Source organism: Nonomuraea sp. NPDC004186 (genome assembly GCF_053603495.1).
The window spans coordinates 18,930-39,688 of sequence record NZ_JBSGFQ010000017.1 but is presented as its reverse complement, the minus strand read 5'-3'; the positions used below and the strand labels follow the sequence as shown (position 1 = coordinate 39,688).

The window sequence follows — 20,759 nt, the reverse complement described above, 5'->3', positions numbered from 1 at the left end:
GTCAGTACGCCTCACCGAGGGAGTCCTTGGCGTTGCCCGTGTCGTAGTCCCGGTCGGAGATGACCACCTTGTCCGGGATGGGCTGCCCGTCGAGGAACTTCTGCGCGGTCTCGAAGGCGAGCGGCCCGAAGCGGGGGTTCGACTCGATGACCGCGTGCAGCCAGCCGTCCGCGATGCCCTGGACGGCGCTGCGGGTGCCGTCCACCGACACGATCTTGATGTTGCCGGGCTCCTTGCCCGCGCCCTTCAGCGCGGTGACGGCGCCCAGGGCCATCTCGTCGTTCTCGGCGTAGATGCCGTTGATGTCGGGGTTGGACTGGATGAGCTGCTCGGTGACCTGCTGCCCCTTCTCACGGGCGAACTCGCCGGTCTGCTCGAACGAGATCGTGATCCCGGGCGCCTTCTCCTTGACGCGGTCCTTGAAGCCGTTCGTCCGCTCGGTGGTGACGTTGTTGCCGGGGGCGCCGAGGAGGATGGCGACCCTGCTCTTGCTGCCCTCGCCTCCAAGCGCCTCGATCATGCGGTCGGCGGCGCGCTTGCCCTGCTCGTAGAAGTCCGAGCCGATGAACGTCAGGTAGTCGCTGCACGCCTTGGCGTTGATCTTCCGGTCCACCGTGATGATCGGGATCTTCTTGGCGGCGGCCTGCTGGAGGACCGGCTCCCAGCCGTCGGAGTTCAGGGGCGCGATGACCAGGAGCCGCACGCCCTGGGCGATGAGCTGCTGCACGTCGGTGATCTGCTTGGAGAACTGCGACTGGGCGTTGGTGACCTTGAGGTTCGCGATGCCGAGTTTGGCGGCCTCGTCTTTGATCGACTTGGTCTCGGCGATGCGGAAGGGGTTGGCCTCCTTCTCCGATTGGGAGAACCCGACCGTGGCCGTCTTGAGGTCGAACTTCGTCCCGCCGAACTGATCCAGCGTGCACGTCGGCCCGGCCGAGCCGGAGGGCGACTGGACGACCTGCTGCCCCGCCGTGCTCGCGGCGGCGGGCGCGCTCTGCGGCGCCTCCGCCTTGGCGCACGCGGTCGCGGTGAGGAGGACGGCCAGTGTTAATGCGGCTGTCCGGATATGGGGGGTCATGGCGTTCCTTTCCTATCAGTCCCGGCGCCCGGGCCACAGGGGCCCGGGCGACCGGCGTTCACCCGTGAGCGCCGTGTCCACGCCCGCGGTTGAGGCGGGGCTCGGCGCACGCGGTTCGAGCAGGATCTGCGCACGTGGCTCCCAGACGCGGTGTCCCACGCACGGTCTTCCACGCACGGTCTTCCAGGTGCGGCGTTTCAGGTGCGGTGTTTCAGCCGCGCCGTGTAACGGGTGCGGTGGTCCAGGTGGGGTGTTTCAGGTGCAGGTTGGGTTGATGGCGCTCGTCAGGGCCGTGTTGGCGTCGTGTACGCGCTTCACGTCCGGCTTCGTGACCGCCCGGTCGTATGTCATCAGGCCGTTCAGCTCGGTCTCCACGTCGGTGGTCTGGGTGTAGATCGCGGCGCTGAGCTGCTCGCAGGCGTGCAGTCGCTCGAGTTCCTTGACCATCCCGACGTACCGGGTGGTGAGGGCCTCCGGGTCGGGTTCGACCGCGTAGCCCCAGCCGCCGCCCGACCAGGTGTGGCCGATCAGCGGCAGGCCGAGCCCGCCGTACTCGCCGAGCACGTTCGCCCGCGTACCCGACGGCTTGCCGGGGTTGCCGGGGCCGGGGTAGATGTGGAAGTCCTTGACGTCGCCGTTGCCGCCGTCGACCGCGCCGCAGCAGTTGATCCCGCTCATGTTGTTCACCAGGCGCGACGGGTCCCAGCTCTTGACCAGATCGGCGATGCGCGCCTGGTCGTACTGGCCCCAGCCCTCGTTGAACGGCACCCACATGATGATCGACGGGCTGCTGCGGTGCTGTTCGACGAGCTCGCGCAGCTCGGCCTCGAACTGGGGTCTGTCATCCGTACGGAACGCCGCCGGCATGTCCTGCCAGACCAGCAGGCCGAGCTTGTCGGCGTGGTAGTACCAGCGGTCGGACTCGACCTTGACGTGCTTGCGGACGGCGTTGAAGCCGAGCGCCTTGGTCTGCTCCAGGTCGTACCGCAGCGCCTCGTCGGTTGGCGGGGTGTAGATGCCGTCCGGCCAGAAGCCCTGGTCGAGGGGGCCGAGCTGGAAGACGGGCTGTCCGTTCAGCAGGATGCGGTTGCCGGAGACCGCGATGGAGCGCATCCCGAAGTAGGACTCGACCTTGTCATCCTTGAGTTTGACCTCCAGGTCGTACAGGTGCGGGTTGTCGGGGGTCCAGAGCTTGGGATTGGGCACCGGGAGTCTGAGCTCGCGGCCCACCGGGCCGGTCACCTTGCCCACGACGCGGCGGCCGTCCCTGGCGGTGACCGTCGCCGTGCCGCCGGTTCCCTGGACGGTCACGTAGAGCGCCTGGCCGCGCAGGTCGGGCACGGTGTCGACGCGGTCGATGCGCTGCTTGGCGACCGGCTCGATCCAGACGGTCTGCCAGATGCCGGAGTTCGCGGTGTACCAGATGCCGCTCGGGTCGAGCCGCTGCTTGCCGATGGCCTGGGTGCCGGCGTCGGTCGGGTCGTACACGCCGACGATCAGCTCCTGCGGGCCGCTGCGCCTGAGCGCGTCGGTCACGTCCACGGTGATCCGGCCGTAGCCGCCCTTGTGGGTGGTGACCTGCTTGCCGTTCACGTACACCGTGGACTGCCAGTCCACCGCGTCGAGGTGCAGCAGCAGCCGCTCGCCGCGCCACGAGCGGGGCACGTCGAACGTCCTGCGGTACCACATGCGCTCCTCGTGCCGGCCGATGCCGGACAGCTGCGACTCCACCGGGTACGGCACGACGATGCGCTCGGGCAGGTCGCGGCCGACGGGCGCGGCCTCGTCCGCCTTGGCGGGGGCGAACTGCCACTTGCCGTTGAGGCTGCGCCAGCGGTCCCGGACGAGCTGGGGCCGGGGGTACTCGGGCAGCGGGCCGGCCGGGTTGACGTCGTCAGACCACTTCGTCCGCAGGATGTAGGCGGAGCCGTTGGCGACGTAGGCGTACGGGAAGGCTTCGACCGCGCTACCGTCGGCGTAGGTGAGGCCGCCGGTGCCGTTGTAGGCGGCGCGGATGCTGCTGCCGGCCTTGGACGGGATCGGATATTTGAGCTTCAGCTCCACCGTTTGCGGATTTTTCAGGATTACGGAGCTTGTGGGCCACTTGGTGCCCGCGACCGTGATGTCCAGCTTGCTGAGGGCGTCCGCCGGCAGCGCGCCGAGGGGCTTGGCGAACGTCAGCGCCGCGACGTCACCGGCCGCGTTCACCCTGGCGTCGGACGGTCCGGGCGGCGCGAACCCCTCGGGCAGCGTGAACGCCTCCGCGGGCACGATCTGCCTCGGCTGGCTCGGGCTCTGCCAGCGCAGCCGCAGGTTCGCGCCGCCGAAGTGCTCGAAGTACTCGACCTTGAAGTCGTACTTCTTGCCCGCCTCCAGGGCGATCGGGGTGCCGGCCTGCTCCCGGTCCCAGTCGTCCACCCAGTGGTCGATGATCGGCTTGCCGTCCACCCAGAGCCGGAAGCCGTTGTCGCCGATGATGGAGAAGGTGTACGTCTCGGAGTACTTGGGCTGGATCTGGCCCGTCCACCGTACAGAGACGTCGTCATCCCTGCCGGCTAGCAGCCTGAACGTCGGATTCAGGTCTGTCAGCTCCAGGTTGGGGTCGACGACGCTGGCTTTCAGCTCGGCAAAGTCGAACTTCCCCGCCCCGGAGGCGAGGTAGTAGTCACCGCGCAGCCCGTTCGGGGCGGCGGCAGCCTGGTCGGGAGCTGCGGCGGTGGCGGGGAGCGACGGCTGCCATAACAGTGACATCAGTACGGCCAGCGGGAACGCGAGGCGCTTGCGCACGGGGGGTCCTTTCAAAACGCGCCGATCAGGTTCGGACAGCTTTTGACCCTGACACGCTCTCAAGTAAGCACCGATGGACCGAGCCGGTCAAGATTTCCGATCAAATTCGTTCTCATACGATCAGAGGTGAACTCATCTTGGCCTGTCCACTATGATCGGGACGTGAGCGACACGCAGAGCGACGGACGCCGACCCGTGTTCGCCGCTGAGCGCCGGCAGCGCATCCTGGAGCTGGTGCGCGCCAACGGTGCGGTGTCGCTGCGCGAGCTCGCCCAGGCCGTGCACTCCTCCGAGGTCACCGTCCGCCGCGACCTGCGCGCGCTGGAGTCGGAGGGCCTGCTCAACCGCCACCACGGCGGCGCCACCCTGCCCGGCGAGCTGTCGCGCGAGGCCGGATACGCGCACAAGGTGTCGCTCGAGTCGGCCGAGAAGGCCGCCATCGCCGACCTGGCCGCCGCCCTCGTCGAGGACGGCGACGCGATCGTGATCGGGCCCGGCACCACCACGCAGGAGTTCGCCCGCCGCCTGACCAGGCACTCCGAGCTGGCCGTGGTGACCAGCTCCCTGCTGGTCGCCCAAGTGCTGGCCGGGACGCCGCGGGTGGAGGTGATGCTCACCGGCGGCACGCTGCGCGGCTCGATCCTGGCCCTGGTGGGCAGCGCCGCCGAGCACTCGCTGGCGGGGCTGCGGGTGCGCCGGGCGTTCATCTCGGGCAACGGCCTGACTGCCGAGCGCGGCCTGTCGACACCCAACATGCAGGTGGCGGGTGTTGACCGAGCGCTGGCGGCGGCCGCGGAGGAGGTCGTGGTGCTGGCCGACCACACCAAGATCGGCGTGGACACGATGGTCCAGACGGTGCCGCCGGACCGGATCGACCACCTGGTCACGGACGACGCGGCACCCCGGGACGTGCTCGACGACCTGAGCGCCCGCGGCGTCCGCCTCCACATCGCCCAGTTCTGACCCCCTTCCGGCCGAGCGCCCCGACGTCGCCCGTACACCGCCCCGGCCCCGGTGGGGGACATCCGCGGGCGGAGGATCGGCACGGAGCAGGCGCGGCGACCATGGCCCGGCGAACGGCCGCGCCCAACACGGGCGCAGGCGGGCGCACGAAAGCGGACGAGCAAACGCAGCCGAACGCAGGTCGGCAAACAGGCGGACCGGGGACGGTTAACGCCCTGCTGGCGAACGGGCGCGGGCCGGTGGCAGGTGGCCCAGGCGGGCGCGGGCCAGTGGCAGGTGGCCCAGGCGGGCGCGGGCGAGGAAGCGGACATGCGGGACGGGCCCGGGCGACGCTGCGGGCGAACGCGGACGAGCGCGGACGAACGGCAGGCGACCTGGGCGGGCGCGAGCGGAGGCGCAGGCGACGAGGTGGGCGGGCGCGGTAGCCGAGCGCCGGCGAGCAGGCGCGGGAGGCGAGCCGGCGCGGTAGCCGAGCGCAGGCGAGCAGGCGCGGGAAGTGAGCCGGCGCGGTAGCCGAGCGCCGCGGACAGGCGCGGGAGACGAGCACAGGCGGGCAGGCGCGGGAGACGGGCGTGTGGGTGCCGAGCAACGGCGGCCGGACAGCCTGCCGACGAGGCGACCGAGCACAGGGGCATGAGCAAGGCAGCCGAGTACAGGGGCGGGCAAGGTAATCGAGCACGGCGGCTGCCTGGAAACTGTACCGGTCAGCCGGTATAGTTTCCTCCATGCCGCGACCCAGCTCGAAAGAACGACTGCTCGACGCCGCGGCCGAGGTGTTGCTGTCCGAGGGGGCCGAGGCCCTGACTCTGGAAGCGGTGGCACGGCGGGCAGGCGTGTCCAAGGGCGGCTTGTTCTACCACTTCCCCACCAAGCAGGCATTGGTCGCCACCATGGTCGACCGCCTGACCAAGGCTTTCGACCAAGCACTGGCCGAGACCGGTGCCGAGCCGGGCGACTTTCTGCGCGCTTACCTGAACGCGACGATCCCCGAACACCACACGGCGGCCAACGCTCCGGCCGACCGGGTGACCGCCGCGTTGCTGGCCGCGGTGCTCGTGGATCCGGCAGGGCTTGCGCCGCTGAGAGAGCGGTTCGCCGCCTGGCAGGCCAGATTGACCGACGACGGCATCGACCCGGCCGCGGCGACGGCGGTACGGCTGGCCATCGACGGTTGGTGGGCGGCCAGGCTTCTCGGACTCGGCGAACCGGACGCGGCCCTGCACGAACAGACCAGGCGCTACCTGATGGAGGAAATCGACCGTGCTACGCGTCACTAAGGCGTTGATGCTGCTCACGGATCTGGCATTCGTCGCCTACTTCACCATCACCGGGCTGGGCCTGATCCCGCCCGAATGGGCGTTCGCCGACTACACCAACCCGCTGATGGTCGATTGGAACTGGTCGTTTCTCTGGATCGACCTGCTGGCCAGCGCCACCGGCCTGGCCAGCCTGTACCTCCTGCGCCGAGGCTCGCCGTCCGGGCCGGGACTGATGCTGGTCTCGCTCGTGCTGACCATGGCCTCCGGCTTGATGGCGATCGCGTTCTGGACATTGCGCGGCGACTTCTCGCTGGTCTGGTGGCTGCCGAACCTCTACCTCATGCTCTTCCCGGTCCCCGCGATCCTCTCTCTCACGCGGTCCCGACCAGGCTTCACCGCCTCATAGGGATAGCCGTCCGTGGGTGCCGGCGTTCGCCGAGCAGGTGGCCGGGTTGATTGGCCTGCCTGCCCGACCGATAACACGCCAGAGCCCGGGTTGGAGGCACGGCTGGGGCTGCCGGTGGCCAAGGGGACGCCTTGCTAAGGATCGTCCGCAGGCTGCCGAAGGAGCGAGCCCGTCGGCCCGGTGTGGGTGGTGGCAGTGGATGACGTGCGCTGTGCCGACGGGGCTCGGTGTTCGGGGGGGATGGACGGTTGGCGCCGGAGTGGGTGTGACGGGTTGCGCTCGTTTCTGATCGAATGTGACAAGGCCGTTACTGTAATGTTTCCTTCCTCGACCACGATCGAGGCGGAGGCAACCGTGCTACAGGTGGCAGGCGTTCTCAAGACGTTCCAGGGTGTCACCGCCCTCGACCACGTCACCCTGTCCGTACGCCCCGGCGAGGTGCATGCGCTGATCGGCGGCAACGGGGCGGGCAAGTCGACCCTGGTGAAGGTGCTCTCCGGGGTCCACCAGCCGGACGCGGGCGAGTTGCGCCTCATGGGTGAGCCGGTCAGGTTCGCCAGCCCGGCCGACGCCAAGCGGGCCGGGATCGCCACCGTCCACCAGGAGACGAACCTCGTACCGACCATGAGCGTCGCCCGCAACCTCCTCCTGGGGAGGGAGCCCAGGGGGCGGCTCGGGTTGATCGACTCCGCGGCCGTGCACGCGCAGGCCGAGCGGGTGCTGGCCACGTACGGGCTGGAGGTGGACGTGCGCCGGCCGCTCGGCGCGCTGGGCGAGGGCGCGCGCCAGCTCGTCGCGCTGGCCAGGGCCGCCTCGGCGGACGCGCGGGTGGTCATCATGGACGAGCCCACGTCGGCGCTGGCGCACGGCGAGCTGGAGACGCTGTTCGGGGCCGTGCGGCGGCTGCGCGAGGAGGGCCGGTCGGTCGTGTACGTCACGCACCGGCTGGAGGAGCTGTACGGGATCTGCGACCGGGTCACCGTGCTGCGCGAGGGGCGGGTCGTGCACACGGGACCGCTGGCGGGGCTCGACCGGTTACGGCTGGTCTCGCTCATGCTGGGACGGCCGTTCCACCCCGTGGAGCCCACCCTGAACACCGGCGAGCCGGCCGAGTCCGCCGACCTGCCCGTGCTCGAGGCCAAGGGGCTGACCCGCCATCACGTACTGGACGGGGTGTCGCTCGCGATGCGGGCCGGCGAGGTGGTCGGCCTGGGCGGGCTGCTCGGCGCGGGGCGCAGCGAGACGGCCCGGGCCATCGCGGGCGTGCTGCCGGTGGACGCGGGCCAGGTGACGGTGGCGGGAGCGCGTTCCCGCAAGTGGTCGATCAGGAACGCCATCCGCGCCGGCGTCGGCCTCGTGCCGGAGAACCGGAAGACCGAGGGCATCGTGCCCACGCTGTCGGTGCGTGACAACATCGCGCTGGCGGCCCTGCCCCGGTTGTCGCGGGCGGGGATCGTGTCGGACGCGCGGGTGGACAGCATCGTGGCGACGTTCATGAAGCGGCTCGGGATCAAGGCCGTCTCCCCCCGACAGCCCGCCGGGGAGCTGTCGGGCGGGAACCAGCAGAAGGTGCTGCTGGCACGGTGGCTGGCCATGCACCCGAAGGTGCTGCTGCTGGACGAGCCGACCCGGGGCGTGGACGTGGCGACGAAGGTGGACATGCAGGCCCTGCTGGACGAGCTGGCGGTGGACGGGCTTGCGATCCTGCTGATCTCGTCGGACGTGAGCGAGCTGGTGGAGAACTGCGACAGCGTGGTCGTGCTGCGCGACGGGGCGATCACCGATCAGCTGGTCGGGCCCGAGGTCACGGAGGACCGGCTGCTGGCGGCCCTGGCCAAAGACGCCGAAGACTAGCTCGTTCTCCACGATCCGCATGTCTCATGGTGGGCTGGAGGGATGGCGGCCAAGTCCGGCCGATCGCGCTGCTGGCCATGATGACCGTCAACACCGCCTCCTGCACCCTGAAGCTGACCGTCACGATGATCGCCAACAACGGCTCGTACGGGGCGGCCTGGTGGTGGTATACGGCCAGACAAAGATACGAGGCCGTGGTGCGCAGCGACCACCCGCTGGCGGGCGAGGAGCCGCGACCGCGCCTGGAACGCCGGCTTGTCCTGACCGGCCCGACCGGCCGGCCCTGGCACCCGAACGTCACCGCGATCCGTGACCTGTGCGAGAAGCACACCGCCGGCGTGTCATCTCCTGCGGCGAGCCTGCGGTAGGACCAGCTCCGGTGGACTTGCCCCTTGCCAGGTGCCGTCGGGCCCTCGATATCAGGTGCGGCCGAAGGTGGCGACGCGCAGTTCGAACGGGACGCGGCAGCCTAAACGCTCACCCTGTGAGACGCGTTTGCCGGGTTCATCAGCAGCTGAGAGTCTCCATATGGTTGCATACGCTGGCTAACGCAGGAATAAATAGCACGCGTATGCAACTATTGTGGGTGTTCTGCACAGCGCCGGATGCGGGTGACGCGCCTCTCGCCCGGCGGCCGACCTCTCAGGCGCGTACCAGGAGTTTCGGCATGGCCTCTCTGTTCACCCCGGTCACCCTCAGATCGCTGACCATCCCCAACCGGATCTGGATGGCGGCGATGTGCCAGTACAGCGCGGAGCCGGAGGGCGAGACGGTGGGCGTCCCGACAGACTGGCACTTCGCCCACCTCGCCGCACGCGCCTCCGGGGGGACCGGCCTGATCGTCACCGAGGCCACCGCTGTCAGCCCCGAGGGCCGCATCTCCCCCTATGACCTCGGCATCTGGAACGACACTCAGGTAGCCGCGTTCCAGCGCATCACGGCGTTCCTGAAGTCGCAGGGCACTGTCCCCGCCATCCAGCTCGCCCACGCCGGACGCAAGGCGTCCACCGAGCGCACCTGGGTCGACGGCGGGCGCCCGATCACCCCGGACGAGCCGTACGGCTGGACTCCGCTGGGCCCCAGCGCGATCTCCTTCGCGCGCGCGTCGACGACGCCCGAGGAACTCACCACGGACCGCATCCGAGCGATCGTCCAGGAGTTCGCCGACGCCGCCCGGCGCGGGCTCGAGGCCGGATTCGAGGTCGCCGAGATCCATGGAGCCCATGGTTACCTGATCCACCAGTTCCTCTCCCCGCACAGCAACCACCGCACCGACGAGTACGGCGGCTCGTTCGAGGGCCGGACCCGCTTCGCCCTGGAGGTCGTCGACGCCGTACGCGCGGTGTGGCCCGAGGAACTGCCGGTCTTCTTCCGCGTCTCCGCCACCGACTGGCTCACCGAGAACCCCGAGGATGACCGCGACGGCTGGACCGCCGACAACACCGTCCGCCTCGCCAAGGAACTCCACGCCCGCGGCGTGGACCTGCTGGACGTCTCCACCGGCGGCAACGCTCCCGGCGCCAAGATCGTGACAGGCCCGCATTACCAGGTGCCCTTCGCCGAGCAGGTCCGCAACGAAACCGGAATGCCCACCGCGGCCGTCGGCCTGATCACCGACCCTGCCCAAGCCCAGCAGATCATCGCCTCGGGACAGGCGGACGCCGTCCTGCTGGGCCGCGAGCTCCTGCGCAACCCCTACTGGGCCCGTCAGGCCGCAGCGGAGCTCGGGGGCCAGGTCGCCACCCCCGTGCAGTACCACCGCGCTTGACCGCCCCGCGGGCGGGGCCGCGCTCAGCGTGGCGCGTCCACCCCGCCCTGCGCCCCGAACGTCATCGCCCCGAGGAACAGCTCCGGCAGCCGACAGCGCATCGCCCAAACCCCCTAATAGACCGAAATATGGGGATGATCGTAGTGGTTCGCCGTCGTGCCACCCCGGTCCGACATGGTGCGCCAGGAGCCCGTTCTGGCGTGCCAGATCCGCTGCCGGTAGATGATGTACATGATCCCGAGCCGCTTCGAGTTCTTGATCGCCCACTCCGCGATCTCGTTGCCGCGCGCGACCTCCGCCCCGGACGGCATCGCGCCGCCGCGGCTCAGCATGAAGTCGCAGGCCCGCCCGAGCGGATGCTCGCCGCCGTCCTGGATCGCCCGGTAACACCCGATCCCGTTCGGGACGCCGAACCGCTCCTGGACGAGCTGCTTGACCAGCCGCATCCGGGGCGTGATGTTGTCGGCCCCGCCGGGCAGCTGCGGCACCCACGTGCCGTCCGGCCGCCGCACGCCCGGCCCGACGTACAGCTGGTCGATCCTCTCCTTGATCCGGTCGATCTGCTTCTCGGCCTTCTTCTTGCGCTTCTCCAGCTCGTCCACCGTCTCGGCGAGCTCCTTGGCGCGCGCGTCGGCCTCGTCCTTGGCCTGCTGGTGGGCGTCCCTGACTTGGGCGTAGCCGCGCAGCCGGGTCTCCTGGAGCACGACGAGGTGCTGGTTGAGCGCCATCCGGCCGAGCAGGGACGTCGGGTCCCGGTCGGAGGTGAGCATGGAGATCTGGCCGGGGTCGCCGCCGATGTACTGGGCGACGGCCATGGCGCGGAGCTCGGCGGACTCGCGGTCGTAGACCGCCTGGGCCGCGGCCAGCTTCTCCCGCGCCGACTTTTCCGATTTATCGGCCTTTTGCTGGGCGATTCTGCTGCTGTAGTAGTCGGTGATGAGCTTCTCCGAGTCCTTCTGCAGCGCGGCGAGCTCCTTCTTGAGCTGCTTCACCGTGGGCTTGGGCGCGGCCTGCGCCGGAGCCCCCGCCGTCAGCAGCGCCACGGCGAGCGTCGCCGCGGAGAGCGTACGGACCAGTCCGCGTAGCCGGTCGGCGCGGGACGCAACCGCCACACTTCTCCTCACCCCGAGCCGCAGGGCAGGTTCCGGTCAGCAGTAATCCAGGCCGGGGGGACGCCCTCTATCCGACTGCTGATAGTAGGGGATCATCCCGCTCCGCACACAACTCACAACTTTTCGGTATCGCGCGGCCGTCGTACCCTCCGCGCCACGATCTGCCGTCCGACCAATACCGAGCCCGGTACGACCAGCATCCCCAGGAGGCTCGACCCCAGACCGAGGTCGATGTCGGCGTCCAGCAGCCCGTCATCGCCGCCGCCGCCGAGGATCGGCAGGTTCACCGACACCTTGACGGAGACGGAGATGAGCGGCTCCCGGTTCCTGGTCGCGGGCGGCGTGCCGGGGTCGGGCGGGCTCGTGGCCGGAGGCCGGGTGGCGGGCGGCTGGGTGGCGGGCGGCTGGGTGGCGGGCGGCCTGGTCGCCGGGGGTCTCGTGGCCGGGGGTTCGCCGGTGGGCGGCCGCGTGGTGGGCCGCTCGGTCGGCCCGGTCGGCCGGCCGGACCGCGTCGGCTCCCGGGTCGGCTCCCGGGTCGGCTCCCGGGTCGGCTCCCGGGTCGGCTCCCGGGTGGCGGTGGGCGGCCGCGAGCCGGGGCCGCCCGTGGGAAGAGCCGTGGGAGGAGCCGTAGGGGGAGCCGTCGGCTGACCGGCGTACGTGACGGGCGGCGTCCCCGTGATCGACCCGCTCGGGGTGGGCTCGGCGGAGGTGGGCGGCGCGGAGGTCGGCGAGGCGGGCGCCGGGGTCCGCGACGGCTCCGGCGCGGCGGACGTGGCGGGCGGCAGCGCGATGCCCGGCCCAGGCCCCGGCTCCGGCGAGTCCCCCAGGATCACGAACGCCGACACGACCGCGGCGGCGGTCGCCAGCACCAGCCCGCCCGTCACCGCGAACTTGGCCGCCGGCGCCAGCGTGCTCTGCACCACGCTGGTGGTGCTCTCGGCAACCGGTTGCGGCTTCGGTAACAGCGCGGCCAGCGGCAGCATCAAGATGCCGAGCCCGGCCCGCCCGCGCGTCTCCCATTCCTCGCCGTACTCGGCGAGCGCGGCCCCCTCCAGCTCGGCCAGGAACGCCTCCGCCGACGCGGGCCGCCCGGCCGGGTCCTTGGCCAGGCCGTGTTCGAGCAGCGGCCGCAGCGGCTCCTCGACCTCCCCCAGCGGGGGCAGGATGTGCTGGTGCTGGTAGGCGAGCGCGGCCACGTTCTCACCCTGGAAGGCGCGGTGGCCGGTCAGGCACTCGAAGAACACCAGCGTGGCGGCGTACACGTCGGTCGCGGCGCTGGCCGGCCCGTCGTCCCACTGCTCGGGCGCCATGTACGGGGGCGTGCCGACGAGCGCGGCCGTCTCCCCGAAGTGGGCCGCCACGCCGAAGTCGACGAGCTTGCTCTGGCCGTCCTGGGTGATGATGACGTTCTCGGGTTTGAAGTCCCGGTGGACGACACCGCGCCGGTGCGCCTCGGCCAGCCCGAGCAGCGCGCCCTTCAGCACCACGAGCGCCGCCTCCGGGCCCGTCGCGCCCTCGTGCTCCAGCAGCCGCCGCAGCGTGACGCCGTCGACCAGCTCCATCACGATGACGGCGTCGTCCTGGCCCTCGACGTATTCGAGCAGGCGGGCGGTGTGCGGGCTGTCGATCTCGCGGATGACCTCGGCCTCCGCCCGGAACCGCTCGACGAACCCCGCGTCCGCGCGCAGCGGCTCGGACAGGTGCTTGATCGCGACGGCCAGCCCGTCTGAGTCCCGTACGGCGAGCATCACCCGGCCTGTCCCGCCGTGTCCGAGTTCCCGGATCTCGGTGTAGCCGGGAACTTCCATGTGGGACCTCCTGACCGGATAAAGATCCTTATGTCAGGACGCTAACCTGGGGTCACACCCCGTGTCGAGTCCCTTCGCGGGAGTAACCGGACCGCTGCCGCAATCGGTATTCTTACTACTTCGCATAGTAGGTTCGGTCAGGCCGCCTGCCGCGCCAGGTAGCCGTGGACGTTGCGCGCCGCCGCGCGTCCGGCGCGGTTCGCGCCGATGGTGCTGGCCGAGGGGCCGTACCCGACCAGTTGCAGGGCCGGCTCCCTGACGGCCTGGGTGCCGTCCACCTTGATCCCGCCGCCCGGCTCCCTGAGCCGCAGGGGTGCGAGGTGGTCGAGGGCCGAGCGGAAGCCGGTGGCCCAGACGATCGTGTCCGCCTCCAGGTGGAGGCCGTCGGACCAGGTGACGCCGTCCGCGGTGATGCGCCGGAACATGGGGAGGCGTTCCAGCGCACCCTTGGCCAGGGCCTCGCGTACGACCGTGCTGTAGCCGAGGCCGGTGACGCTCACCACGCTCTGCGGCGGGAGCCCCGCGCGCACACGCGCCTCGACCAGCGCGACGGCCTCGCGCCGGGCGTTCTCGCCGAAGTCGTCGTCCCGGAACACCGGCGGCCGCCGCGTCACCCAGGCCGTGGTCGCGGCGACCCCGGCGATCTCCGACAGCACGTGCATCGCCGAGGCCCCGCCGCCCACCACGACCACGCGCCGCCCCGCGAACTCCTCCGGCCCCCGGTAACCCGCGTAGTGGAGCTGGCGGCCCGCGAAGTCCGGCGCGCCTGGGTAGTAGGGCCAGTGGGGCCGGGTCCAGGTGCCCGTCGCGTTGATCACGGCGCGGGCCGACCACTCCCCCGCGTCCGTGCCGATCACCAGCCGGCCGCCGTCGCCGTGCCGGACGGAGGCGACCCGCACCGGCCGTACGACGTCCAGCCCCAGCTCTTCCTCGTAGGCCGCGTAGTACGCGGGGACCACCTCGGCGGCGGGACGGCGCCCGTCCACGCCCGGGGGACGGGCGATGCCGGGCAGGTCGAAGATGCCGTGCACCTTGTCCATGGTCAGCGACGGCGACCGGTGGCGCCACGCCCCTCCCGCGCCGTCGGCCGCGTCCAGGACGACCGGCTCGAACCCGTACCGGCGCAGGAAGTACGCGCCGGACAGCCCGGCCTGCCCGGCGCCGATCACCACCACTTCGGTCTCTTCCACGATCAGGTGAAACCGCCGCCGGGCCCGCGCTCTTCCCTCACGTCTTCGCGCACACGTCCCGGTACGGCGTGGCACCCAGATACTCGCGCCACTCCTGGACACTGAGCGTGCGTCCGGCCCGCGCGCACACCTGGCCCACCATCGCCTCCGGCGCGACCGGCAGGTCATGAACCCGCTCCGACACGTCGACCACCCGCAGCAGTCTCCCGTCGCCGGTGAAGGCCATGAGGTGCACGCTGCCGTTGTTGTCGAGCCGGATCTCCCCGCCCAGCGGCTGCCGGGTCGCCACGTCCCACAGATGGATCCCACCGCCCGCGTCGGAGACGGCGACCACGTCCCCTCGGGGGGCGAACACGACGGCGTCGAACTCCTGGCCGGGAACGCGCAGGTCGGGTACGAGCAGCTGCCGGGCGCTCAGGTCCCACAGGCTGAGGCGGTGCCCGTCGTGCGTGGCCAGCCGCCGCCCGGCGGGATCGACGACCATGAAACCCTGGTTCCGCGCCGCGCCGAACCCGGTGCCGACGGGCTTGCCGGTCATGATGTCGTAGAACCGCCCGCTCGCCGACGCGATCGTCCTGCCGTCGGCGAGGAAGACGAAGTCGCGGGTGACGAACGGCAGTTTCACGCTGCTGACCTCCTTCCCGGTGCGCGCGTCCCACACTCGCAGGCGGAAGTCATCCTGTTTCTGATTGTTCTGTGCGAAGACCGCCGCGAACAGGCGGCCGTCCCTGCTGTAGGCCCCGCCCGTGGGGAGGAACGCCGGAATGCCCCCGAACGACCACAGCCGCCGCCCGTCGGTGAGGCTGTACGCGATGACCGCCTCCCCGTCCTGGAAGACCAGGCTGTCGTTGGCGGGGCTGAACAGCCACGGCGTCGGGTTGCCGGGATTGGGGTACGACGCGATCGAGCGCCGCGCGGCCACGTCCCACGTCCGGTACGCGGACGACGTGCTGATCAGCAGCCGGCGCGCGTCCGGGCTGATCGCTTCGATCCGCGCTCCGGAGGGCGCCCGGGCGCTCGCGGTGCCGGACCGCAGGGCGAGGCTGACGATGCGCTCGTCCACCCGGTAGCGCAGCGTCCGGCCGGTCGGGTCGAACCACACCTCGGTGACCTCGCCCGGCGCCTCGTATCTGAGGATCTCCTGGTGCGTGGTCACGTTCCAGACCCAGACGCGCTGCCCGCGCGCGCCGGCGACCAGCTGGTTGTCGGCGCTGAGCCGGACCGCCCACCGGGTGCCGGGGGCCGCCTGGCTCACCGCATCCCCCCAGGTCAGGCCGTCCTCCTCCGCCTCCGAGTCGGCGACCAGCCTGCCCGAGGCGGTGTCCCGGAGCTGGAACCGCTCCCCGGCGCAGTACATGAGCCGGCTGTCCGCGCTGAATCCCACGACCGGTTCCATGCCGCAGCTCTTCTCGAGAGCGGGCACGCGCCGCATGCCCGGCAGCCGCCACACGCGGATCGTCTGCCCCGGGGGCGCCACGCTCGCGACCAGCCTGCCCGACGAGGCGACGGTGAACTGGGGGACCTCGCCCCACTCCTTGGTGGGGATCTCGCGGCCGCGCTCGGCGTCCCACAGGTCCGTCACGCCGTCGGTGACGCTGATCGACAGCAGCGAGTCCTGGTCGCCGAAATCGGGGCGGAGCAGCTCCGGGTCATCGCCCGGCTTCTTCTTGACACCGACGAGGCGGCCGGTGCGCGTCTGCCACACGGTCACGGCCTGGCCGGCCGCGACGGCCAGCAGCCGGCCGGTACGGCTCAGCGCCACCTGGTTCACGCCCTCGGCCAGCCGCGGCGAGGTCCAGGAGGCGACCTGGCGGCCGGTCGCGACCTCGTACACGCGCACTCCGCGCTCGCTCACGGCGGCGAGGACGCGGCCGTCGCCGCTGACCGCCCGCGTGGCCGCGCCCTTGTCGGCGGGCGGGCTGAACGACGTGGTCTCGCGCTGGTAGACGGCCGAGGTGAGGCTGGAGCGGGTGTCGGTGCCCGGGGCCAGCCGCCAGGCGGCGACGCTGAGCAGCATGGCCCGCACCGGGTTCACCGTGCGCAGGTCGGCGGCCTGGTGGACCAGCTCGCGGCCACGGGCGCGGTCGCGTTCGGCCGCCACCTGGTCGCGCTGCTCGGCGGCCTGGCGTCCCTGCTGGACCGCTACCCCGGCGCCGATCACCGCCACCACCAGCAGTCCCGCCAGCGCCACGGTGAGCAGGCGGCGGCGGCCGGCCCGGCGCCGGGTGACGCCGCTCGCGGCGCCCAGGAAGTCGCGTTCCAGCGGCGTCAGCGTCACCTGGTTCCGGCCGGTGGCGGCCCAGTCGAGCACGGCCTCGAGCTTGCTGCCCTGGAGCAGGTCGCCGTCCTTGCGGCCGTGGTCGTGCCAGGCGTGGGCGGCGCGGGAGATCTCGGGCAGGACGCCGAGCCCCTGCCGGTCGGCCTCCACCCAGCCGCGCAGCCGGGGCCAGGCGCGCAGCACGGCCGGGCGGACGATGCTCACCTCGCCGTCGCGTTCGGTGAGGATGTAGCCGAAGACGTCCAGGATGCGCCGCCGCTGCGCGGGCCGCTCGGGGAGCAGGTCGTCCACGGACGCGCGCCGTACGGTCTCCGTGCCGTCACCGTCGATCGTGATCAGCCGCAGCAGCAGGTCGGGCACCAGCTCGCGCTCCTCGGGGGCGAGCAGGTCGTACGCGTCCTCGGCCAGGGTGCCGAGCCCCGGGTCGGCCGCCGCAGCGCGCAGGCCCTCGCCGCGCTGGCTGCCCTCGCCGAGCGGGTCGATCGCGCCTCCGACCAGGGCGAGCAGCAGCCCGCGCGCGCTCGGCCGCCGCCCGGGGTCCTTGCTCAGCGCCGCCGCCACCAGCGGCCGCAGCGACGCGGGCAGCGTGTCCAGGTCGGGCTCGAAGGTGAGCACCCGGTGCATGACCCCCGCCAGGGTCTCCGCCCTGAACGGGTCCTGCCCGGTGGCGGCGAACACCATGATCCCGCCCCACGCGAACACGTCGGCCGCGACGCCGGCCCGGTCTCCGGAGAAGACCTCCGGCGCCATGTACGTGGGCGTGCCCGCGATGTAGTCGCCGGCCGTGCGCGACATCTCCTCGGTGCGGGCGATGCCGAAGTCGATCACGCGCGGCCCGTCGGGTCCGAGCAGGACGTTGTCCGGTTTGAGGTCCCGGTGCACGACCCCGGCCTCGTGGATCGCGGTCAGCGCGGTCGCCACGGCGGTGGCCAGCCGGTGCAGGTCGTCGCCCGCGAACCGCCGCCCGGCGCGCCGCAGGTCCACGCCCTCGACGTATTCGCTCACGATGTACGGCGGGGTGGCGGCCGGGTCGGCGTCGATCACCCTGGCGGTGCAGAACGACGCGACCCTGCGGGCGGCGGCGGCCTCCTTGGCCAGCCGGTCGCGTACCTCCGCGTGCAGCACCTTGAGCGCGTACCGGCCGCCGTCGTCGTCGTAGGCCTCATAGACGACACCCTGGCCGCCGGAGCCGAGCCGCCCGGCGAGCCAGTATTTGCCGATCTTGACCGGATCACCCGGCGCCAGACTCTCCACGTGACTTTTGATGCGGATGGGGCTCGATTGGTTGGCCTCACCCGGGCACGGGTGCCGTGGACCTGCGGACGATCAGCTCGGTGGCCAGCTCCACGTGACGGGAGTCGATCCTCTCGCCGGCCGCCAGCCGCAACGCGGTGCGCAGCGCCATCCCGCCCATCTCCCGCAGCGGCTGGCGGACCGTGGTCAGCGGCGGCGAGGCCATCCGGGCGACCTGGGTGTCGTCGTAGCCCACGACGCTGAGGTCCTCGGGGATGCGCAGCCCGCGCGCCCGGGCGGCCTCCATGACCCCCAGGGCCAGCTCGTCGCAGCCCGCGAAGATCGCCGTCGGCGCCCGCGGCAGATCGAGGACGGCCGCGCCGCCCAGCAGCCCGTCGTGGTAGCGGAACTGGCCGGTCCACACGTAGCCGGGGATCACCGGCGCACCCTCGGCCTCCAGGGCGGCGCGGTAGCCGTGCAGCCGGGCCTGGTTGCAGGCGGCGGTCGCCGGGCCGCCGACGTAGGCGATGCGGCGGTGGCCGAGCGAGAGCAGGTGGCGGGTGGCGGCCAGCCCGCCGGAGAAGTTCGTGGAGCCGACGCTGGTCACGCTGGCGCTCTGCAGATTGAGCGGGTCGATCAGCACCAGCGGCAGGCGGGCCCGCGCCAGCGCGGCCACCTGCTGGGCGGCCAGCTGTTCGCAGGTGACGGCGATCAGCGCGGTGCGGCCGGCGGCGACCAGGTCGCGGACCCAGGCGGTGCTGTGGCCGGCGTCCTTCTTGATGCTGACGACGATCCCGACGCCGATCTCGGCCCCGGCCTGGACCGCGCCCTGGATGATCTCGATGGAGTAGGCGTTCAGGTCGTCGTCGAACTGCAGCTCGACGCTCCCGCACGGCTCGCGCCGCGCCGTGGCCGGGACGTACTCGTGCTCCCGCAGCAGCGACTCCACCAGCGATCGGGTGGCGGGCGCGACGTCGCTGCGGCCGTTGAGCACCTTGGAGACGGTCGCGACCGACACGCCGGCCGAGGCGGCTACGGTGGCCAGAGTGGCGCGCCTGGGGGTGTCCGGCATCGTGCCTCCTCGCCTCGACGGGCGTGCCGCGGCCGGCCCGATCATCGGGGTGTCACAAGGGCGGACCGGAACGCGGGCTCGCAGCGGGCCAGGTGCGCCATGTCCGCATCGTAGAACCGGCCGCAGCCCCGGACCACGTGGTTGACGCCGCCACCGGTCAGCACCTCTTCGTCGGCCACGGCCGCCTCCCGATCACCGCCGGGCCCGGACGATGATCTCCGGGGCCCGGCGGTCAGTGTGTCACGTGGCACCGGGACAGGGCATCCGAATAACGGCTCAGCGGCGGGAGCGGAAGGCCACGGCCGTCGTCGAGGTGATCGCCGACACCACCACGGTCATCACCAGCACGGTGTTGAGCGGGCTCTTGCGCCGGGCCGGGCCTGCCGCGGCCCGCTGGTAGCGCGTCAGCGGGACGGCCGCCTTCGGCTTGGGCGTCGTCTTCGTGGGGGTGGGCGTCGGTACCGGCACCGGCGCCGACCAGGGGGCGGACGGGCGCACCCGGCCCGCTCTCCTGCGCGGGCACTCCCCCACCTGAACATCCGCCGTGCACACGCCGTCCCGGTAGACCGTCACGTGCGGCAGCACGACCGCGGGGGGCGCCCAGCGCTTGCGGGGCGGCACCGAGATCGACACCTTGGGCCTGGGTGAACGCCGCGTCCGGACCCGGGGAACCGTCACCGTGGGGCCGACGGTCACGTTCTTCGGGGGTGCCGGCGGCGCCGGGGGACGTACGGTCACCCGCGGCACCGGGCGCGGCCACGGCACCCCGTCGGCCGCCGCGGGGCCCGCGACGGTCACGGCGGCCAGGGCGACGGCGAACAGCAGCGGAGCACGCCGGACGCCCACGCTCACACTCCCCCGCCGATGCGGGTGAACTCCTGCAGCGCCCCCTGGAACGCCTCGGGCCCGACGGCCAGCGGCCCGGCGAAGGCGTGGGAGATGTCCCACGTCAGGTAGATGCCGAAGCCCAGCAGCGCGGCCGTCGCCAGCAGCGGCAGCAGCGCCAGCCCTCTCGGCCTGGCCCCCGCCAGGAACGGGAAGATGGTGACCAGGACCCCGGTGAGGATGGTCAGGTGCAGCAGCCCCGCGGGAGGCGTGGCGGCGGCGTCGGCGGTGCGCTGGGCCCGCGCGGTGGAGATCGCGCTGAGCTTCTCCAGCACGGCGCTCTTGGCGTCGTCCTGCTTGTCGCCGGTCACCTGCAGGTCGGTGACGCGGCCGCGCAGCTCGTCCATCCTGGCGGCGCCGACCGGGTCCATCCTGCCCTCGCCCATGAGCGGCCACTCGTCCCTGACCACGAACGTGATGTAGTCGCGCAGCGCCCTGCGCACGTCCTGGGGCGCGGTGCCCGGCAGTGCGTCGGCCGCCCAGTAGGCGTCGACGGCCGCCTGGCTCTCGGTGTGGGTGTTGAGGCGGGCGGCGTCGGCCGTGGTCCAGGGAACGATGATCGCGATGGCGAAGACCAGCAGGAACATCGCCGACAGCATCGCTCCCGCGTGCGCGACCGACGGCCCGCCGGGGTCGCGGTCCTCTTCGGCTCGTTTGACCTTCCTGAAGATCAGCGCGGTGAGCGCCACCGCGCCCACCGCCGCCACGACTGAGAGCGTGTACGCCACCATGAAGAATCTCCCGAAACTCATCGGATACGCAACGTCACATTACTATCACACAGTGCAATGATGGCGCGAAGCACAGATCGGTAAAGGCCCGGGCAACCGCGGGCCCGCGGCCGGGTCTGGCGCGAGTCGATGAACGGGATCGGGGCGGCCACCTGTGGCTACGCTCGTGACCGCCCCGCCGGGCCTCCCGTGTGGCGATGGTGACACGGGTCCGGGAGGCGTGCCCTCCTGCGCGGCGAGGACCGTGACCGCCCTGCGCGAACCGTCGGCAGCCCTCGCCCGCACCCCTCCCGATGAGGCCCGCCTCACATGATCCGCCGCCCCGGGGCCCCGCG

Annotated in this window: 16 protein-coding genes; 6 read left to right on the top strand and 10 right to left on the bottom strand. The window is 71.8% G+C overall.

Annotated features, from left to right (window positions below):
* Window position 1 precedes the first annotated feature (1 nt).
* Both ACWEPL_RS16325 and ACWEPL_RS16320 read right to left on the bottom strand, forming a co-directional pair.
* On the bottom strand, window positions 2–1,078 hold the full coding sequence (locus ACWEPL_RS16325) for an ABC transporter substrate-binding protein (protein ID WP_350740327.1): 1,077 nt from the start codon (window positions 1,076–1,078) through the stop codon (window positions 2–4).
* Between the two features lie 255 nt (window positions 1,079–1,333).
* Window positions 1,334–3,865: a PA14 domain-containing protein gene (locus tag ACWEPL_RS16320; protein ID WP_452436614.1), complete on the bottom strand. Its 2,532-nt coding sequence runs from the start codon at window positions 3,863–3,865 to the stop codon at window positions 1,334–1,336.
* Window positions 3,866–4,027: 162 nt separating this feature from the next.
* On the opposite strand from ACWEPL_RS16320, the gene ACWEPL_RS16315 reads away from it, so the two are divergent.
* From ACWEPL_RS16315 to ACWEPL_RS16290, 6 genes are all read left to right on the top strand, one after another.
* A complete protein-coding gene (locus ACWEPL_RS16315) occupies window positions 4,028–4,828 on the top strand; it encodes a DeoR/GlpR family DNA-binding transcription regulator (protein WP_350740321.1) in 801 nt (266 codons plus the stop codon).
* A gap of 725 nt (window positions 4,829–5,553) precedes the next feature.
* Window positions 5,554–6,105: a TetR/AcrR family transcriptional regulator gene (locus ACWEPL_RS16310; protein ID WP_452436613.1), complete on the top strand. Its 552-nt coding sequence runs from the start codon at window positions 5,554–5,556 to the stop codon at window positions 6,103–6,105.
* Window positions 6,089–6,493 (top strand): DUF5360 family protein, encoded by a 405-nt coding sequence (locus ACWEPL_RS16305; protein WP_452436612.1) that lies wholly within the window; start codon window positions 6,089–6,091, stop codon window positions 6,491–6,493. Before ACWEPL_RS16310 ends, ACWEPL_RS16305 begins: the two co-directional genes overlap by 17 nt.
* A gap of 363 nt (window positions 6,494–6,856) precedes the next feature.
* Entirely contained in the window at window positions 6,857–8,347 is a 1,491-nt protein-coding gene (locus ACWEPL_RS16300; protein ID WP_363968943.1) for a sugar ABC transporter ATP-binding protein, read from the top strand.
* A gap of 26 nt (window positions 8,348–8,373) precedes the next feature.
* A complete protein-coding gene (locus ACWEPL_RS16295; protein ID WP_452436611.1) occupies window positions 8,374–8,715 on the top strand; it encodes a hypothetical protein in 342 nt (113 codons plus the stop codon).
* 299 nt (window positions 8,716–9,014) lie between these two features.
* Window positions 9,015–10,115, top strand: coding sequence for an NADH:flavin oxidoreductase/NADH oxidase (locus tag ACWEPL_RS16290; protein WP_452436610.1), 1,101 nt, complete (start codon window positions 9,015–9,017; stop codon window positions 10,113–10,115).
* A 113-nt stretch (window positions 10,116–10,228) separates the two neighbouring features.
* Here ACWEPL_RS16290 and ACWEPL_RS16285 read toward each other — a convergent pair whose 3' ends face one another.
* The 8 genes from ACWEPL_RS16285 to ACWEPL_RS16250 all read right to left on the bottom strand — a co-directional run bounded on the left by ACWEPL_RS16285 (window position 10,229) and on the right by ACWEPL_RS16250 (window position 20,445).
* Window positions 10,229–11,227 carry a coiled-coil domain-containing protein gene (locus ACWEPL_RS16285; protein WP_452436609.1) on the bottom strand — a complete coding sequence of 333 codons (999 nt, stop codon included), beginning with the start codon at window positions 11,225–11,227 and terminating at the stop codon, window positions 10,229–10,231.
* Between the two features lie 113 nt (window positions 11,228–11,340).
* Complete coding sequence (locus ACWEPL_RS16280; protein WP_452436608.1) at window positions 11,341–13,035, bottom strand: protein kinase domain-containing protein; 1,695 nt, start codon at window positions 13,033–13,035, stop codon at window positions 11,341–11,343.
* Window positions 13,036–13,172: 137 nt separating this feature from the next.
* Window positions 13,173–14,225: an NAD(P)-binding domain-containing protein gene (locus ACWEPL_RS16275; RefSeq protein ID WP_452436607.1), complete on the bottom strand. Its 1,053-nt coding sequence runs from the start codon at window positions 14,223–14,225 to the stop codon at window positions 13,173–13,175.
* A gap of 37 nt (window positions 14,226–14,262) precedes the next feature.
* A complete protein-coding gene (locus ACWEPL_RS16270) occupies window positions 14,263–17,757 on the bottom strand; it encodes a protein kinase domain-containing protein (protein ID WP_452436606.1) in 3,495 nt (1,164 codons plus the stop codon).
* A gap of 37 nt (window positions 17,758–17,794) precedes the next feature.
* Window positions 17,795–18,808: a LacI family DNA-binding transcriptional regulator gene (locus ACWEPL_RS16265; RefSeq protein ID WP_452436605.1), complete on the bottom strand. Its 1,014-nt coding sequence runs from the start codon at window positions 18,806–18,808 to the stop codon at window positions 17,795–17,797.
* A 41-nt stretch (window positions 18,809–18,849) separates the two neighbouring features.
* Window positions 18,850–19,059, bottom strand: coding sequence for a hypothetical protein (locus tag ACWEPL_RS16260; protein ID WP_452436604.1), 210 nt, complete (start codon window positions 19,057–19,059; stop codon window positions 18,850–18,852).
* Between the two features lie 25 nt (window positions 19,060–19,084).
* Complete coding sequence (locus ACWEPL_RS16255; RefSeq protein ID WP_363968958.1) at window positions 19,085–19,654, bottom strand: hypothetical protein; 570 nt, start codon at window positions 19,652–19,654, stop codon at window positions 19,085–19,087.
* 2 nt (window positions 19,655–19,656) lie between these two features.
* Window positions 19,657–20,445, bottom strand: coding sequence for a bestrophin-like domain (locus tag ACWEPL_RS16250; protein ID WP_355199184.1), 789 nt, complete (start codon window positions 20,443–20,445; stop codon window positions 19,657–19,659).
* Window positions 20,446–20,759: the final 314 nt, after the last annotated feature.

Excerpts from the sequence above, each read along its gene's own strand:
- ACWEPL_RS16295 (WP_452436611.1), top strand. The coding sequence starts at position 8,374 with ATGGTGGGCTGGAGGGATGGCGGCCAAGTCCGGCCGATCGCGCTGCTG.
- ACWEPL_RS16325 (WP_350740327.1), bottom strand. The coding sequence starts at position 1,078 with ATGACCCCCCATATCCGGACAGCCGCATTAACACTGGCCGTCCTCCTC.
- ACWEPL_RS16280 (WP_452436608.1), bottom strand. The coding sequence starts at position 13,035 with ATGGAAGTTCCCGGCTACACCGAGATCCGGGAACTCGGACACGGCGGG.
- ACWEPL_RS16290 (WP_452436610.1), top strand. The coding sequence starts at position 9,015 with ATGGCCTCTCTGTTCACCCCGGTCACCCTCAGATCGCTGACCATCCCC.
- ACWEPL_RS16265 (WP_452436605.1), bottom strand. The coding sequence starts at position 18,808 with ATGCCGGACACCCCCAGGCGCGCCACTCTGGCCACCGTAGCCGCCTCG.
- ACWEPL_RS16310 (WP_452436613.1), top strand. The coding sequence starts at position 5,554 with ATGCCGCGACCCAGCTCGAAAGAACGACTGCTCGACGCCGCGGCCGAG.
- ACWEPL_RS16250 (WP_355199184.1), bottom strand. The coding sequence starts at position 20,445 with ATGAGTTTCGGGAGATTCTTCATGGTGGCGTACACGCTCTCAGTCGTG.